This is a genomic window from Rubinisphaera margarita (assembly GCF_022267515.1).
Classification (GTDB): Bacteria; Planctomycetota; Planctomycetia; order Planctomycetales; family Planctomycetaceae; genus Rubinisphaera; species Rubinisphaera margarita.
On sequence record NZ_JAKFGB010000020.1, the window covers coordinates 1 to 18,044 of the forward strand.

Annotated in this window: 11 protein-coding genes and 1 pseudogene; 7 read left to right on the forward strand and 5 right to left on the reverse strand. The window is 57.8% G+C overall.

Features of this window, described 5'->3' with window-relative positions:
- Positions 1–484 precede the first annotated feature (484 nt).
- The gene (locus L1A08_RS18715; protein ID WP_238758052.1) at positions 485–2,077 is read left to right on the forward strand and encodes a hypothetical protein; all 1,593 of its coding nucleotides are present in this window, start codon (positions 485–487) and stop codon (positions 2,075–2,077) included.
- Between the two features lie 12 nt (positions 2,078–2,089).
- Here L1A08_RS18715 and L1A08_RS18720 read toward each other — a convergent pair whose 3' ends face one another.
- From L1A08_RS18720 to L1A08_RS18730, 3 genes are read right to left on the reverse strand one after another with little or no spacing between them, the layout of a single operon-like run.
- Positions 2,090–2,500 (reverse strand): amidohydrolase, encoded by a 411-nt coding sequence (locus L1A08_RS18720; protein ID WP_238758053.1) that lies wholly within the window; start codon positions 2,498–2,500, stop codon positions 2,090–2,092.
- Between the two features lie 28 nt (positions 2,501–2,528).
- Positions 2,529–3,068, reverse strand: a complete 540-nt coding sequence (locus L1A08_RS18725) for an adenine phosphoribosyltransferase (protein ID WP_238758054.1) — start codon at positions 3,066–3,068, stop codon at positions 2,529–2,531.
- Positions 3,065–4,735, reverse strand: a complete 1,671-nt coding sequence (locus L1A08_RS18730; protein WP_238758055.1) for a serine/threonine protein kinase — start codon at positions 4,733–4,735, stop codon at positions 3,065–3,067. Before L1A08_RS18730 ends, L1A08_RS18725 begins: the two co-directional genes overlap by 4 nt.
- A gap of 161 nt (positions 4,736–4,896) precedes the next feature.
- Between L1A08_RS18730 and L1A08_RS18735 the strand changes: the two genes are divergently transcribed.
- A complete protein-coding gene (locus L1A08_RS18735) occupies positions 4,897–6,531 on the forward strand; it encodes a sulfatase family protein (RefSeq protein ID WP_238758056.1) in 1,635 nt (544 codons plus the stop codon).
- Between the two features lie 51 nt (positions 6,532–6,582).
- Here L1A08_RS18735 and L1A08_RS18740 read toward each other — a convergent pair whose 3' ends face one another.
- Positions 6,583–7,140: an FHA domain-containing protein gene (locus L1A08_RS18740; protein WP_238758057.1), complete on the reverse strand. Its 558-nt coding sequence runs from the start codon at positions 7,138–7,140 to the stop codon at positions 6,583–6,585.
- Between the two features lie 350 nt (positions 7,141–7,490).
- On the opposite strand from L1A08_RS18740, the gene L1A08_RS18745 reads away from it, so the two are divergent.
- The 5 genes from L1A08_RS18745 to fliS all read left to right on the forward strand — a co-directional run bounded on the left by L1A08_RS18745 (position 7,491) and on the right by fliS (position 17,818).
- Positions 7,491–9,497: a tetratricopeptide repeat-containing sulfotransferase family protein gene (locus L1A08_RS18745; RefSeq protein WP_238758058.1), complete on the forward strand. Its 2,007-nt coding sequence runs from the start codon at positions 7,491–7,493 to the stop codon at positions 9,495–9,497.
- Between the two features lie 56 nt (positions 9,498–9,553).
- Positions 9,554–13,615, forward strand: coding sequence for a tetratricopeptide repeat protein (locus L1A08_RS18750; RefSeq protein WP_238758059.1), 4,062 nt, complete (start codon positions 9,554–9,556; stop codon positions 13,613–13,615).
- A 107-nt stretch (positions 13,616–13,722) separates the two neighbouring features.
- Positions 13,723–14,334 (forward strand): TylF/MycF/NovP-related O-methyltransferase, encoded by a 612-nt coding sequence (locus L1A08_RS18755; RefSeq protein ID WP_238758060.1) that lies wholly within the window; start codon positions 13,723–13,725, stop codon positions 14,332–14,334.
- Between the two features lie 238 nt (positions 14,335–14,572).
- Positions 14,573–17,326 (forward strand): flagellar filament capping protein FliD, encoded by a 2,754-nt coding sequence (fliD, locus tag L1A08_RS18760; RefSeq protein ID WP_238758061.1) that lies wholly within the window; start codon positions 14,573–14,575, stop codon positions 17,324–17,326.
- A gap of 81 nt (positions 17,327–17,407) precedes the next feature.
- The gene (gene fliS / locus L1A08_RS18765; RefSeq protein WP_238758062.1) at positions 17,408–17,818 is read left to right on the forward strand and encodes a flagellar export chaperone FliS; all 411 of its coding nucleotides are present in this window, start codon (positions 17,408–17,410) and stop codon (positions 17,816–17,818) included.
- Between the two features lie 54 nt (positions 17,819–17,872).
- On the opposite strand, the pseudogene L1A08_RS18770 reads toward fliS, so the two are convergent.
- A pseudogene (locus L1A08_RS18770) lies at positions 17,873–18,040 on the reverse strand (GxxExxY protein); the annotation flags it as partial.
- Positions 18,041–18,044 lie beyond the last annotated feature (4 nt).

The following is an 18,044-nucleotide window of genomic DNA, read 5'->3' on the forward strand; positions in this document are numbered from 1 at the left end:
TGGCTCAGACGCGTGCGTCTGAGTGGCGCAGCCACAAGAGGTCGCTGACCGGCGTTCAGTAGGCTTTATCACAACCTTTGTCATCGAAGACTGTAGCTTCCATTCAGCGCTGGACAGCTTCTTCCTGTGACTTCGTCACCCAGACGCACGCGTCTAGGCCAACCCTGTTCGCCCGGTTCTGGCGTCTCTCCGGGGCTGGACCGGGAAAATCGCTTCAAGCGGCATATCCTGAATAACCGATACAGTCGATAGCGCAGACTTCAGCGAGCGTGATTCGTTGCCGCTGAAGTCCTGCCTGTAGATCAGGCCGCGGGGTCGGTTGGGGGATCAGCCGTTACGCGTTTCCGCTGATGAAGAAGTCATTGGACTGATCCAGCGGACTGACAAAACTGGGGATGTGGGCGAAACAGCTGCGGAATACGCAGAGACGCAGACGGTCTGCCAGCTCGACAGACGGTGCTTCGTGGTTCGCAAGGGGACTGTCATGAGACGGGTAACAATTCTGTCTGCACTGGGGGCGATCATCAGCCTCTGGGCGCCGCTCACGGCCTGTCAGGCTGACGACCCGGCGACAATCATTACAGCGCGGGACGAATTCACCATTCCGTTCCGGTACGACCAGCAGATGCTCGGTCGTCTCTCGGCTCGTGAAGTCGTACTTTCTGTCTCCGTCGATGGAGGGCGAAGCTGGAATCAGGCGGCTGCTCAACCGATTGACGAGCAGGATTTTCAGTTCGAACCGACTGCGGAAGGCGAATACTGGTTCGCAGTTTCGGTGCGAGATACCGAAGGGCGTCTGCATCCCGATCCGAAGAAAACTCCGCCAGGATTGAAGGTAATTGTCGATCGCCAGAATCCGGATCTGCAGTTGAAACTGACTCGACAGAAATCAGATCGAATTGAACTGAGTTGGAAGATCCAGGAAGTTCATCCCGACATCGAGACTCTTCAGCTTGAGTACCGCAATGCCTCGGATGAAAGCTGGAAGCAGGTTTACATCGCCAAGGCCCTTTCCGGACAAACGTCCTGGAAGATGTTGCCGGGCCAGCTGCCGGAAGTCCGCGGACGAGTGTTCGATACCGCCGGGAACGTGACGCAGACGGTCATCTCTCTGGAGAAAGAGATCGAGCCGGTCAAATCGAGAACACAGACCGTTACGGCGACAGATCCGGTCCGCGCACCGCTTTTGGAGAAGGCTTCGACCGAACCTCCCGCCATGCCGATCATCATGCCCAAAGAAACGGTGACGGTGAATCAGCCCGTTCAGCTCAACGCACCACTGAACGTGCCGGCACCGCCCCAGGGGCTACCGACGCCGACGCCGGTTGAACCCCGTTCGGAAACTTCGCTGGCACCCGCCCAGGAATGGAGTCAGAAGCATCCGGGGCAGTTGCCCCAGGTTTCCTACGACGAGAACGCACTTCCCGCTGAAGTGCTCGATCTGCAGGAAACACGCACTCGCCACGTCAACGCTCATCAGTTCCAGATCGACTATCAGGTCGCTGGGGTGGGGCCTTCCGGGGTCGGAGCCGTGGAACTGTTCATTACCCAGGACAACGGCGCTCAATGGTGGCGGTATGGGGTCGACCCGGATCTGAAAAGTCCGATGGAAGTCAGCGTGCCGGAAGATGGACGCTACGGGTTTCACTTCCGGATTCACAGCGGAGTCGGAAACGCCGAAGCTCCGCCGCAGCCGGGACGGGCTCCGCAGATCGATGTCATCGTCGATTCTCAGGCGCCCAAGCTGCATCTGGTTCGCAGCTATCAGGGGCACGGACCGCACATCAATCAGCTGACCGTGCAATGGCAGCTGGAAGATGAGTATCCGTCGGCCAAACCGGTCGCTTTGTATTACTCGGGTAATCCGACAGGACCGTGGCAGCAGATTGATGGCGGGATTCGGAACACCGGAAGTTACACCTTCCGTCTGCCCAATCACGCTCCCACACGGATGTACCTCCGCATGGTCGCGACCGATAGTGCCGGGAATGCGTCTGAACAGATTACGCGGGAGCCGCTGCTGATCGACCTGTCGCGTCCGACGGCTCGAGTGATCACGATCGACGCGATTCGCTAACGCGACGCAGACTCAGACGGCCTTCTTCAGTTCCTGCTGCCCGCGTTCCATGAGTGACCGCAGATCTCGGCAGCAGGTCTGCATCGAAAGCACAGCCTGCTGGAAATTCGTGTGCGTCGACGCTTCCGGAGCATCGACCGCGAACTGACGTGTCGCCTTTTCGAGCTTGCCGATCTTCTTGCTCAGCATTTTGAAGTAAGCCGCCGGATCGTCGACCCGCGTTTCCAGTGCCCGCGATGTGTCGAACACGCTGCGGGCGATTCCCATCAGCTCGGGAAAATCTTCGGATTCGTCGGAGTGCTTGACGAACGTCCGGACCATCCACGCATGAGCCATGACCATCTGGCAGTCGTGGACCAGCTCTTCCAGAAGAGAAACGTCGTTCTCCGGCGCGGCGGTATCGTTCTCGATCTGCTCGTTCATACGTTCTTTCAGATTTTCGATCTACGACCTACGGGTTCTCGTCCTGATAGTGGATCAGACTGCAGACGTCGTAGTCGGCGAGATGCCGACGTCCATCCAGGAAGTCGAGTTCAATCAGGAAGCCGCAGCCGACGACCTCGGCTCCGCATTGCTCGGCCAGTTTGGCACAGGCCTGAATCGTCCCGCCGGTGGCGAGTAGATCGTCGATGAGCAGCACTTTGTCGCCTTCGTCGACGGCATCGATATGGATTTCGAGGCAGTCGGTTCCGTACTCCAGTTCGTAGTGGAAGGCGTGCGTATCGAACGGCAGCTTCTTCGGCTTGCGGACTGGAATGAAGGAGACGTCGAGCTCCATGGCGAGCGGAGCGGCGAAGATGAAGCCCCGTGCTTCGGCGGCCATGATCTTTGTGACCCCGGAGTCCCGGAAGTGATCGGCAAACTGCCGAACGCTTTCCCGCATCGCACCCGCATTGGCGAGTAGCGGAGTGATGTCGCGAAACATGATTCCCGGCTTGGGAAAGTTCGGGACCGAACGGATGTATTGTTTCAGATCAAGAGTCGCCGTCATTGAGTAGAGCTTTCTGTATTTCGCAGCAGCTGGCGAGCTGCATCCACTTCATTTTGAGAGGTCGAGTCCCCATCATACAGTTCGATCAGGCTTCGCAAAATTGAACGGGCTTCTTCATTCTGGCCCTTCTTCAGCATTTCACGAGCTCGCATCAAAGCCGTCGAGGCTAACGGGCGGGAGTCGCTCGATTGAAGCGTCTCGTCAACCTGTAGCGAAAGGTCATCGAGGATCTCCCCAATCGCCCGGCGGAGTTCCGTATGATCGTTGTCCCCTTCGAGTAACCCGTACAGGTTACGCAGAACCTGTTCGGCTGCGACGCGGTCGCCGAGCTTGTAGTACTCGCCGGCCATGCGGAGAAACCGCTGGGCGTCTGTGACGCCATGCACCCGTTTTCGGCTCAAACGCGTGACGCCGAAGTCCTGCTTCAGTTCTTCAACCAAAATCTCTGAAAGCATCGGGCTGACTTCCGCTTCCCAGCGATCGGGGTCTTCTTCGATCAGAGGGGCGAGAAACTCATCCCGCGCTTCCGGCCAGTAGATCGTTCCCTTGTCGAACAGCTCCTGACCGCGGGCGAATCTCTCTTCAGGCGAGAGCTGTTGCTGTTGGAACCAGTACACACCGCCGGCGATCACGGCGATCAGAAGCAGGATCAGGACCCAGGTATTATCAAAGTAACGGGCCAGGGCGGATCCGGACTCGGCTCGCTCGATCTCGGCTCGAATGAGATCCCGCATCAGCGTCCCGCCGACCGCGTTGGGATCTTCTGTTCCAGCGACTATCGTCTCGGCCGTGCCGTCCAGAATGTTGCCAGCCGTGTCATCGGGCAGCGTACCGGAAATCGACAGGTCGACTTTCTTCAGGATCTCCTTGAGCCGCAGCGACAGGACGTAAGTATCCGGATACCGTTTGTCGGGATCTTTCTCCAGGCACTGGCAGACCACATCATCCAGCCAGTGAGGAATGTCCGGAACGTAGGTACGGGGCCGGTCGAACTGTCCGAAGCGATGCTTCTGGATCACCTCCATGGAAGTCTGACCGCTGAAGGGAGGACGAGCTGTAAGCATCGCGTACATCACCGCTCCCAGCGAATAGATGTCGCTCTTTTTGGTGGCCCGGCGTCCCTGCGCCTGTTCCGGCGACATGTATTCCGCCGTCCCGATAATCCCGCCCGTTTTGGTCAGGCGTGACGAAGCGAATACCTGGGCGACGCCGAAGTCGAGCAGCTTGATGTTCTCGTCGGGTGTAATCAGCAGATTGGATGGCTTGAGATCACGATGGATGACCCCGGCGTCGTGTGCGGACTTGAGTGCCTGGCAGATCTGAATCGCGAGTTCAATCACAGTCCGCCAGGGAATGCGACCCTGATCGCGAATGTACTGGTTAAGCGTCACCCCTTCGACGTACTCCATGGCGTAGTAGTACGTCTCGCTGTCATCGACGCCGCTTTCGTAGATCTCGACGATGTGCGGGTTCGAAACCGACTGCATCGCTTCGATTTCCCGGGTGAATCGCAGGACGAACCCTTCCTCGCGGGCCAGCGAAGCGGGCAGGACCTTCACCGCGGCAACGCGATCGCTCTCGACATGGCGGCCCAGATAGACGGTTCCCATGCCACCGGATCCGATTTTGCGTTCAATCTGATACGGGCCGACCTGGTCTGGAATCACGATTCACCTGGGGGATACGCTGAAATGTGCGAGAAGGAATCAGGTCAGTCTGGCCGAAACACCAACTGAATTCAATCAGAGCGAAAGTCGACGCGCTCGCACGCCCCAGTTATGATCGATCGCTCACCAACGACGACCCGGGTTCAACCGAGGAGACACCAATGATACGGACGAACGTTCTGCTCACGTTCCTGTGTGTGATCGTGCCGATGCTTCACGTTGGCACCGTACTGGAAGCGGCTGAAGGACAGCCGAACATTCTCTGGATCACCTGCGAAGATATGAGCGCCCGTCTGTCCTTTTACGGAGACGACACGGTCAAGACGCCGCGACTCGATGAGCTCGCCAGTCAGTCGGTTCGCTACAACCACTGCTACGGGACTTACGGCGTCTGTGCTCCGAACCGCCATACGCTCATCATGGGGATGTATCCCAGTACGACCGGCGCGATGGCGATGCGGACCTGGAAACGGACTTCCGCTTTGCACCTGATCAAGGATCCCGAACTTCTGGCTATTCCGACTTACGAAGCGACTCCGCCCGCCGGAGCGAAATGTTTCACGGAGTATCTGCGAGCCAACGGCTATTACTGCTCCAACAACTCGAAAACCGACTATCAGTTCCGGACGCCGATCACGGCTTGGGACGATTCGAGCAAGAAGGCTCACTGGCGCAATCGGCCGGATGATCAGACGCCATTTTTCTCGGTCTTCAACTTCACGATCACTCACGAAAGCAAAGTCCACAAACAGTCGTCGCCCACTGTGGTTGACCCGGCGGGTGTCGAGCTTCCTCCGTACTATCCGGATACGCCGATCATCCGCCGCGATCTCGCCCGGCACTACGACAACATCATTGCCCTGGACGCTCAAGTGGGGGAAGTGCTCGATCAGCTCGAAGAGGACGGGCTTGCCGACGACACGATCGTGTTCTTTTTCAGCGATCACGGCGACGGGCTTCCCCGAGCCAAACGCTGGGTGTATGACTCCGGCATTCATGTGCCGCTGCTCGTACGGTATCCCGATGGAAAGAAAGCCGGCACCACGAACGATGATCTGGTGAGCTTCGTCGACTTCGCGCCGACAGTGCTGTCGCTGGCCGGGATCTCGCTGCCGGCTCATATGCAGGGAACCGCGTTTCTTGGTCCGGCCGCCGGCAAGAAGCGGGAGTACATCTTCGCGTTCCGGGATCGCATGGATCCGGCGACCGAGCGAATTCGAGCCGTCCGCGACCATCGCTTCAAATACGTGCGGAACTATCGGCCAGATCTTCCTTACATCGCATTTCAGCCGTATCGCGATCTGATGGAACTGATGCAGGAGATTCACCGGCTGAACCGGGAAGGAACGCTAACCGAAGATCAGTGGCAGTTCACGGCTCAGTACAAGCCGCTCGAAGAGTTCTACGATACCGAGAATGATCCCCACGAGATTCACAATCTCGCCGGAGATCCGAAATGGTTTTCAGAAATGGCACGACTGAGAGAAGCTCACGAAAGGTTCTTTCGCATGCTCGGCGATCTGGGAGAACTCCCCGAGACCGAGCTGGTGAAGCACCTGTGGCCGCCCGATGGCGAGCAGCCCGAAACCGCCGTTCCCGTCATCCGGCAACAGGGCGACGAGGTGCAGGTCAGCTGCGATACCGAAGGAGCTTCTATCGCATTCCGCCGCCCGAATGACAAGAACTGGCAGCTCTACGTCGAACCGTTCACCGCACCGGCAGGCACGATCGTCAAAGCACAGGCCATTCGTCTGGGCTGGAAGCCGAGCCCGACCGTGGAGCACAAAATGCAGTAACCCCCCGGGAGAATTCTCCAATTGAGGTTAGCCACCGGATGCCGGCAGCTGTTATGCACTCAGGCGGTTCGGACCGCTTTGATCCCCTTCCGGGAATTCGAGCGTGTAGCCGTGTTCGAGATCGTCGTAGTGGTCGAGCTCATCGAGGAGCTTGAGTTCCTGTTCGATCTTGTCGACCAGCTGAGCAGCCGTCAGCTCCTGCAGCTTCTTCGATTCCAGTTGATTCGGCACGACGGACTGATCCAGTTTCGTGCGTTCGCTGCGTGGTGAAATTGAGTCGGTCGCGCGGAGCTCGTGTTCGACCTCGGCCATCAGGTACTCGAACCGGTAAGTGCCGATCTGGAACTGGTCTCCAGGACGCAACACGGCCTTGCGGGTGGCTCCTCCGTTGACGAGCAAAGTCGGCTCGGGGTGCATCGCTTCGATGAGGTGCCCGTCGGCTTCCGGCGTGATCATGCCGAACATCATCGGGATCTCGCCAGCCGAAAGCTGCAGATGGCAGGTGCTTCCGGCTCCGATGAGATACTGTTCCACATCCAGTGCCCGGACCGGAAACTGTGTCTTACCACGTACGATTCGAAGTACCGGCTTGTTGATCCGCATCTTCATGTCAGCATCCTGCTTAAGTCTCGATCCGTCGGTCGTTCGCCTTCGTCCTGCGAACGCAGCGGGCGTACCTCTGCCCATTCTGATATATCGACCTGGCAATCGTCGAATCTCAGAGAGGCTGCCAATCTTACTCAGCAAATTCAGAACGCCTCAATCGCAATTCAATCAGGGGTAGTGGGGCGGACAGGTGGGGTGGGGGTAATGCGCAATCTGGAAAGGATTGCATTGTGAAGAAATATCGATTGCGTCGAGAATGCGCTTCATATCGATTCTTCCGGTCGCCGATCTAATTCACAGGTACTCGTGCGCCCCCGTTCCGATTTGACCGGTCTTTCTTTCCGAAGCTACTTATGTCACGTCCCGTCGACTTTGACCTCGCCCTTCAGCTGCATCAGCAGGGAGATTTCGCCGCCGCGATTGACATCTACGATCAGCTGCTGCAAACGAGCCGCTCGCCTGTCGTGCTGCACGTTCGTGGGCTGGCCGAGCATCATCGAGGGCAACCGGAAGCGGCTCTTCCTTTTCTCCTGGAAGCTCTGGCGGGCGATCCGCAGATCGCGAAGATTCATAACAATCTCGGTTCGGTCTATCTGAAATTGCAGCAGCTACCGGCTGCGGAAGCGGCATTTCGTCAGGCGACGGCTCTGAATCCGAACCTCGCCGAGCCGTGGAAGAACCTGGGACAATGCCAGCTGAAGCTGGGGCAGCCCGCGGAAGCGGCGGTCAGCTTCGAGGCGGCATTAAAGCGGGATCCTAAAGATCTTTCGATGCTGAGGCTGCTGAGTACTGCTTACGAACAGGCCCGAAACTTTGGGCGAGCCGAAGAGGTCTGTCGACGCGCATTGGAACTGGTTCCGGATGATCCGCATCTGCTCAACGATCTGGCCAATGTGCTCTGGCAGCAACGGCGGCTCGCCGAAGCGGCTGAACTCTACGATCTGGCCACGCGGATCGACGTGAATCATGCCCGGATCTGGTCGAACTACGGTGCGGCTCTGCACGAGCTGAAACGGTTGCCAGAGGCGGAAACGGCCCTCAAGCAGGCGTTGCGGCTGCAACCTGACTACGGCGGAGCTCACTTCAATCTCGCCAATCTTTATCGAGACATGCTGAAGCATGAACTGGCATTGGAGCATTATCGCCGAGCCGTCGAGCTGAGCCCGAACGTCAAGGATTTCCGACTCAACTATGTCACGCTGCTGAACACGATGGGGGACTTTGCAGAGTCCGCCGTCCAGTGTCGCGGTCTGATCGATCTCGATCCAGACTACGCTCCGGCTTACTACAATCTGTTCACGTTCAATTCCTCGAATGTCACGGAAGAGGAAGTTGCTCAACTCGAGCGACTGTTGCAGCAGCCCGAAATCAATGGCGTCGACAAGGCCAATGCGTATTTCAGCCTGGGGAAACGGTGCGATCAGCTGAAGCGGTACGATGAGGCAGTCGTGCACTTCCAGAAGGCCAATGCGCTCACGCCGCGACGTTATCAGTTCCGCTACGAAGATCTGCAGGCTCAGCTGGAGTGTATCCGCAACGTCTTTTCTCCAGAGGCGGCCCCCTGGGCACGGCTGCGCGGTTCCGAGAGCGCTCGGCCGATCTTCATTCTGGGGATGCCGCGATCCGGGTCCACGCTTGTTGAGCAGATCCTGACCAGTCATCGTTCGATCGGAGGGGCCGGCGAGTTCGATGGCATCCGGCATTTGATCAGCAATCTCCTCACGCTCCCGTTCCAGCGTCGCAACCCGGCGTTAGCCGGCTATCCCGCCAGCGTGCAGGATGTGACCCAGAGCTACCTGGACGAGATGGCCGACGTCTATCTCAGCCGCATGGTCGACACCGCGGGAGAAGCCGAACGGATTACAGACAAGATGCCGAACAATGCGTTTCAACTCGGGTTGATCGCGACACTGTTTCCGAAGGCGACGGTCATTTACACCTGTCGCGAGCCGCGTGATATTGCACTGTCGTGCTACTTCCAGAATTTCACGACCCATCACGAGTTCAGCTACGACATGCGAAACATCGGCAAGTTCTATCGCGAACATGCCCTGATGATGGATTACTGGCGCAACGTCCTGCCGATCACCATTCACGATATCGTGTACGAAGAACTGGTTGCCGACCAGGAAGCGAAATCGCGGTGGCTCATCGAGGACGTATGCGGACTTCCGTGGGACGAGAACTGCCTGCAGTTTCATCGAAATGATCGCGCGGTTCTTACCGCTTCGCTTTGGCAGGTTCGCCAGCCGATCTATCGCCAGTCAGTTCAGAAGTGGAAGAACTACGCGTCTTTGCTCAAGCCGTTTGAGGAAGAACTGGCCGTGCTCGAACAGCGGCGGTCCGGTTCATCCGTGTGAAGAACGAACGATTCGTTCATTAGAGATTCAGAATTCAGCCAGCGAGGACAAGGACGTTGACTCGCCCATCCGATCAAACCAGCACACAGCCCGTCGGTTCCCATTCTGCTTCTGGGGAGCGTGCCCCGCACATCCCATTGCCGAATGATGCCCTGTCGCGCGCCATGGCGACGCATCAACAGGGAGACCTTGCGACGGCGATGCAGACGTACGAGCAGATTCTCGGCCATGAGCCGGATCATGCCGATGCGCTGCATCTTTCCGGGGTTGTCCTTCATCAGCAGGGGGAGCATCGGGCCGCGATGAAGCGGATTGAGCGTGCGCTGCAGTTGAAGCCCGCATCGATTCTGTACCGGAAGAACCTCGCCTCCGCGACGCGTGCCGCAGGCGATCTGCCGCGAGCCCGACAGTTGTGCGAGGAAGTGCTTGCTTCCGAACCGAACGACGCCATTGTCCAGCAGATGCTCGGACGAGTTCTCGAACAACTGCAGGACTATCGTGCGGCTCTGGTACACTTCCGTAATGCGCTGGAAGGGGACCTGAACGCCGACGACAGATTTGAGGTTCTGATTCACGCCGGCGACTGCTATTCCCGACTGGGAGAGCGAAAGCAGGCGATTCGAATCCTGGAGCAGACTCACGCGGAACGCCCGAATCAACTGTTGTCGAATCACAATCTGGGCCGGGAGTATCACTTCGCCGGAGACCTTGTTCAGGCCGAGAAGTACTATTTGCGCTCGCTGGAGATCGATCGGAACTGCGCATCCGCCTGGAACAATCTCGGCGTGATTTATCAGACGCGAGCCGAGTATCAGAAGTCGCGCAACTGCCTCGAAGAGGCGATGCGGATCATGCCGCAACTGGCGGATGTGAGCAACAACCTCGCCAACGTCTACGAAGCATTCGGAATCGAAGAGAAACTGCAGCCCCTTTACGAGCAGGCCATTCAGCTTCGTCCCGATTACGCGGAAGCACACCATTCGCTTTCGCAGGTTCATCTGCGCAATGAAGAGTTCATCACAGGTTGGGAGCTTTACGCGTGGCGACGTCGCAAGCAGGACCATGATCATCGTCCTTACCAGCATCCCGTCTGGGAGGGAACTTCGGTGAGTGACGGTCGACTGCTCATCTTCTCCGAACAGGGGATTGGTGATGTGGTCATGTTCGCGACTTGTCTTCCGGACGTGCTGAACAAGACGGGGAACGTCACCCTGGAAGTCGATCGTCGGATGCAGGGACTGCTCGCTCGTTCGTTCCCGAACATTGAGACAATCCCGCGTCCGGAAGTTGACCCGCCTGCGCCGCTGACTTTACCGGGCGTTGCGTCGCAGATTTCGCTCGCCGATCTGCCGTCCCGGTATCGACTGTCGCGTCACGAGTTTCCCCGACAGAAGTCGATTCTCGTCCCCGACCCGCAACTGAGAAACAGATGGCGGAGCCGGTTTGCCGAACTTGGCGACGGTTTGAAGGTTGGCATTTCCTGGTTTGGGGGAAAGAACGCCGACCTGCAAACCCGCCGCGCGATTCCGCTGCGGCAATGGGGGCAACTCCTGCGAATGCCGGGGGTTCATTTCGTCAATCTGCAGTATGGCGATCATCAGCAAGAGATCGATCAGGTCTGCAGCCGGGAAGGCGTGACGCTCCACAACTGGGCCGATTGCGATCCGCTCGCCGATCTTGAGAATTTCGCGGCTGAAATCGCAGAGCTTGATCTGGTGATCTCGATCGACAATGCCACCATTCATTTTGCTGGCGGACTCGGCACGCCAACATGGTGTCTGTTGCATCAACTTGCCGACTGGCGGTGGTTCCATGACGACGACACGACGCCGTGGTACGAATCGCTCCGTTTATTTCGGCAGTCGACCCAGGGCGACTGGCAACCGGTGCTCCATCGCGTGGCTGAAGAACTCAGTCGACAGGCGGGCGGAGTGGCGATTCCGGAAGTGACACAACAGTTTGACGCGGCTCCGACGATTCCGCAGTCTCCGACGCTGCCTGTGGTCCCGGTTTCTTCTGGGCTCAAACCTCGTTGTGCCGTCATTTCTCCAGTGGGTCCCGGACATGCTGAGATCTACTCGCAGGCCGAACGTTCGATTCGCAATGCGGCGTTGCAGTCCGCCGGACCATTCCGGGAGATTATCCCGTTCCGCATTGACGACACCGCCGGGAAGATCGGACGGTCGCGGGCCCGGAATCATGCCGTTCAACGCGCAGCCGAAATGGGAATCGAGTGGGTGTTCTTCCTTGATGCCGATGACCTGATGGTTCCCAACGCGTTTGCAGCTGTGGGGCCGTATCTCGATCGCTATGACGCCATCTGGGGACAGATCTTCAGCTTTGACGATGGGACTGAGCACGCAGTCCAGCGGGAGAATCAGCTTGGACAAACCGATCGCTTCGACGACGTTCTGAACAGCGATCCCTACCTGTCCCTGCAAATCGGGCACTTTGTCAGAACGGAAATCGCGTTGCGGCATCCGTTCAATGAATCGCTCGATGTCGGAGAAGACTTCGATTACTACCTGCGGCTCTGGGAATCGCAGCGGTGCATCAAGACCGATCAGGCCTTTTTCGCCAATCGCCGCGGACGACATTCCACGGGGCCCCGAGCCGGAACAGGACGCGACTGGACGATCCGTGTCAACGAGATGATGCGTACACGCCGGTTGACGCGGTTGACGACTCCCGTGAGCGGAGCGGCACCGATAACAAGCGTCACCGCTCCGATGAAGGTCGCCATTTACGGCATGATGCGAAGCGGCACCACACTGCTCTGCGACAAACTGACTGTTCCGGGACGCGGACTGGTGTTGCTGGAACCGAACATCCACATGCCCGGGTGGCCGTTCCACATCTGTAAACAGCTCAATGACTTCGGTATCCCGGTGCAGGAAGAGGACTGGAGACGGGCCTCGCAGTCCGAATCGTTCCAGTCGTACTTCAATCGGGAAGTCCTGCCGCGTCTGCAGGAGTTGAACTACTGGGGCGTAAAGATGGTGAACTTCGCCGACAGTGAGAAGTTCCTGAACGCCTACCCGCCGGAACATCTGATTCTCTGCGTCCGCGATATGCGGGACGTCGTGCTGTCCGCTCAGGATCTGGCTCCGAAGCTCGGCAACTTTGTCGACGAAGCCTGGATCGAAAAGCGGGCTCTCGAGACCGCGGCTGCTCTGGTGAAGATGGCGCGTCGGCCTCACACGCTGATGCGTTACGAAGATATGTGCAGTCGTCCGCGACTGATCGAAGATCTGGCAGCCCGGATGGGACTTCCTCGACCGGGTGATCATCGTCTCAGTCTGGATGCCGTTCCACATCGGCTCTACGAGAACACCAAGCATGAAGGCAAGGTATCCCGAAAATCAATTCAGCGCTTCGACAGCGAACCGGAAGGCCCTCGAAAGGAACTGGCTCGAAAGGTCTGGGAGAAGTGCGGAGAATTCAATGAGCTGTTCGGGTACTCCACGCGAGTGAAGTCCACTCCGGTAGGTGAAGTGTCGGCGCCGCAGGCCGATACGAACATCGTTCAACATCTCGACAGCTTCTGGAAGCAGGATCAGCTGGCCAACATCATTCCCCGTAATGAGGAACTGGGAGCGTTTCCCGAAGGCTGGGATGTGCGGCCACATCTGTGGGAACTGTTGCGGATTCATCTGCAACGGCGAATTGTCGAAGTCGGTTGCGGCTACGGACGGCTCTGTCAGGCCTTCCCGACGGATTATTACGTCGGTGTCGACATCAATCCAGAAGCAGTCGAACAGGCTCGTCGAGTCCATCCGGGGTATGAGTTTCAGTCCATCGACTTCTGCGACGACTATCCGAAAGCGGATGCCATCATGGCGTACACGGTGCTCCTCCACATCGATGACGACACGATCGGTTCAATGCTTGAACGGATCTGCCGATCGACCGATGTGGTCCTGATCGCCGAGATCATGGGGAAGGCCCGCTGGCGACGCGGCGGTAATCCTCCGGTCTTCAATCGCGATGCGGAAGACTATGTCGAGCTCATGCGTGAACGGGGATTCTTCCTCACCTGTCAGGAAGAGCGTCCTTACAAACACTATCCGGATACGAACATCACATTCCTGAAGTTCGAGCGATCGAATCAAGCCTGACGGCACGGCACAGAACGTGGCGTTGAGGACAGTCGCGGAATTCAAATTAGAAAGTTGAGGCTATCATGGGCACGGGATATTTGCCTGATGACGTCCTGAGTAATCTGATGAACGAACTGGTAGGCGTGCCCGGCGACTTCGCGGAAGTCGGCGTGTTTCGCGGCGCGCTCTTTAAGCGACTCGTCGCTGTCGCTCATGTGTTGAAGCGGACAGTCCACGGCTTCGACAGCTTTGTGGGAATGAACGAGCCGACAGAGCATGATCAGGGGCGGTATCAGAAGGGCGAGCTCAGTGTCGGGGGAGTGGAGGCTTTTCGCGGTATCATCGATGATTCTGTCGCCCGGCATCGTCAGCTGTCGCTGCAGTCGAATGTGGGAGCGATGTCGAATGAGATTCGGGACGACCGCTATCAGCTTTGGGAAGGCTATGTCCCCGACTGCCTGACCAGATGTCCTGTCAACCAGTTCGCGTTCATCTACGTCGATCTGGATCACCACGATCCAACCGCCCAGGCGATTGACTGGGCCTGGCCGCGACTGGCCCCGGGCGGGATTCTTGGTTTCGATGACTATTTCCCGGGACGGGACCGGCTGGCTTCTCCCCCGATCGATCGATTCCTCGAAAAAGAGTTCGGTCAGATGCATCTCGTTCAGTTCTCCAACAATCAGCTGTTCATTCGTAAGCGGACAGCTGCTGGCGAACAACGAAGTGTGGCCTGAGAGTCGTTAAAAACCTCCCAGCCCGCCTGCCCGGCAGAATCGATTTGATTGCTGATGCCACGGTGGAGAGGGAGGAATTTCGATCATCCCGGCTCATGTCGGACGCGGGGTTCCACCGGTCACGACGGGGATGCCGATAAACAAGACGAGCGCGACCCGAAATCAACGCGGCGACCTCGCCGCTCGAGCTCTCGAATCTTTTCTTCAGTACGACTGAAACCCTCAACGGGATTGAGTCATGTCAGGCTTCAGCATCTCGACCGGGCTGATCAGCGGTCTCGATATCGCGGGGCTCGTTGATGCGCTGGCTTCAAATCAGCAGCAGGCAATCAAACGCCTCGAAGCACGGACAGAAGAGTTCAGCATCAAGAAGACGGGCATCAATGCCCTCGAAGCCAACCTGCTGACACTCTCCACAACGATTGCGTCGTTGAAGAACAAGGTCACGTTCGAGCAGCTCAAGGTTAACAACACGGGAACCGATCAGTTCTCGGTGACTGTGGGGAAGACCGCAGTTCCCGGGAACTATGTCTTTCAGACCGTGCAGCAGGCTTCGGCTCAGCAGTCGCTTTCCCGTGGTTACGCCGATACGACGACGCAGACGATCGGGACTGGTACGCTTACGATCGCTCAGGGGGGATTCCTTGACAATTCGTCGCTGCTGGAAACGTTAAACGATGGCTCGGGCATCCGCCGAGGAATGATCCGGGTGACCGATCGCTCGGGAGCTTCGGCGGTGATCGACCTGACGGATGTGATCAGCGTTGATGATGTCCTCGACAAGATCAACGACAACGTCGATATCTCCGTTTCCGCCCGCGTGGTCGATGGCCGCTTCATCCTCGATGACACCAGTGGAAGTTCCGCAGTGAATTTCACGGTTACCGACCTGAACGGCGGCAAGACCGCGACCGATCTGGGCATCGCGAAGTCGATCGCGAATTCCACACTCACCGGCGACGAAGTCTATCAGGTCACCGAGAACTTCCTGCTCGAACAGCTCAACGACGGCAACAACATCCGCCTTCTCCAGGGAGCAGCTGATATACGGATCAGCCTTGCCGATGAATCCAACCTCGAAGTTAATCTCGACGGCAGCAAGACGCTGAAAGATGTGCTCGCCAAGATTAATGACCATGCCAGTAATGGTGGCAAAGTGACCGCTGAGATCAGCAACGGGCGACTTGTGCTGACGGACAACACGGCTGGCAGCGGCACACTTTCGGTCATCGACATCAACAATTCCAAAGCCGTCCGCCAGTTGGGGCTCGACGCCGCGAGTGCCGGCAACACGCTGTCAGGAAACCGCCTGACGGGCGGCCTCGATTCCGTGCTTCTACGGAATCTTCGCGGTGGCCAGGGGATTGAAACGCTGGGCGAGATCTCGATCACCGATCGCTCCGGGCAGACGGCCACCATCGATCTGGCGGGAGCAGAGACGCTGACCGATGTCCTCGAAGCAATCAACACCGCTGTCGACGACGTAAGCGGCGATCCTTTGAAGATTCGGGCTTCTATTAACGGTCGGGGCAACGGACTCGTTATCGCGGATACATCAGGAGAGACCGCGAGTAACCTGATCATATCCGATGTGGGGGGATCGACCGTCGCTGCCGATCTCGGCATCACGTTCGATTCCGCCGTCGATGAAGTCGAATCCGAGCCGCTGCATTTGCGGTTCGTGAACGAAGCGACTTCTATCGCCAACTATGCGCCGGATGGCCAGGGCGTTCAGGTCGGAATGTTCCAGATCACCGATTCCGATGGCAACGTCGGGATCATCGATATCACCTCGGCTGTCAAAACGGTCGGAGATGTGATTCAGCGAATCAACGCCAATACATCCATCTCCGTGCGAGCGGAGATGAATGAAACGGGCGACGGCTTTGTGCTGATCGATGAAGCTGCCGGGACCGGTACGCTGGAAGTCTCGGAATTCGGCGATACGACGACCGCGGCCGACCTGCGTCTGCTTGGGGAATCCTTTACCGGCGATGACGGCGCCCAGCGCGTTTCGAGTCGGAAAGTGACGCTGATCGATATTGAAGCGACTGACACCCTCGACAAGCTTGTCACCAAGTTGAATGCAGCCGGTTCAGCGGTTAAGGCAAGCGTGTTTGACGATGGATCGAGCTTCAATTCCAAGCGTCTGAGTATTACATCGTCCACGACGGGGAAAGACAGCCGGCTGCTGATTGACGATGGCGGACTGAATCTGAAGTTCGGAGCCGTCGTTGAAGCTCAAGATTCGCTGTTGCGTGTCGGGGCCAATCCGGCCTCCGCGTTTCTGGTTTCCTCCAAGGACAACCGCTTCGACGATGTCGTTCAGGGAATTGACATCGACGTTCGAAAGATTGGCGCCCAGGCCGCAACAGTGGAAGTGGCCGTCAATACGGAGAAAGTCAGCGAACACATTAACAACTTCGTCAGCCTCTATAACGGGTTCGTGTCGGCTGCCGATGAACTGACGCTGTTTGATATCGAGAACAACAAACGCGGTATCCTGCAGGGCGATACATTCGTGCTGAGGGTGTCGAACCGCCTCACTCAGTCGCTGACATCGCGGATCAACGGCGTCTCGGACACGATCAATTCGCTCTCGGGAATCGGGCTGAAAATGGGCTCGACCGGAAAACTGGAGCTCGATGAAGAGAAACTCGCCGACGCGCTGCGGGATGATCTGACGAACGTGAAGAGCTTCTTCACGACGGCGGAAAAAGGCTTTGGCGCGAAGTTCGAAGCGACGCTGAAATCGCTGACCGACATTGTCGACGGGACGTTCACCAATGAAAAGAACGTGCTCGATGCCTCGATCGATGCCACAACGGAGCGAATCGGTGAATTGAATGTTCTACTGGAAAGCAAAAAAGCACGGCTGCTCAGCGAGTTCGTACAGATGGAAAATATTCTGAGCTCGCTGCAGTCGCAACAGACGGCGCTGTCGTCGATCTCGTCACTGCGGGTCAACCCGGCTCCCACGGGAGTGGCCTGATAACAAGTCGGTTCAGCGTCTCGCGGGGATCGCGACGATGAGCTGGATCCCAATTCGATTTAACGACTGGAGAACTCGATCATGTATGAAGACGCCTACCTCGAGACTCAGGTGCTCACCGCACCGGGACCGCGGCTGCATCTGATGGTGGTCGAAGGCGCCTTGCGCAGTGCGCGACAGGCTCAGGCCGCCCTCGAACAGAAAGAGTTCGAGAACTCCCACCAGTTGCTCAGCCGCTCGCGGGAGTTTGTCTCCGAATTGATCGCCGGTCTCAATCCCGAGGTCGCACCGGAAATGGTCGGCACATTGAAGCGGCTCTTCGCTTACATCTACCGGGCGCTGGCTCTGGCCGATATCGATCACGAATCAGGTCACATCGCCGAAGCGATCCGCCTGCTGGAGAGCCACCGGGACACGTGGCTGGAACTCCTGGAACAACTCCCCAAAGAAATGCTCCAGAGCACCGATCCGGAAACCAATTGGGAAGGCTGAAACCCGACCGTTTAGAGAGGGTGATTGAGATTCACCACAGTGCGACTGTGTCGCTTTGTAACAGACGGGCAGTTCCAGCTGCCTCTGAAAAGGGATCTCTTGCAGACTCAACTCTCTGCGCAAGCAGAGTTCATAGGCCCATTCGAGAAGACCTGGCCCGAATGACCGATGGACTTCGATGGCCGCGCCAATGAGGTGCTCGGTTACGTCGTTGCCGGTCACCGTG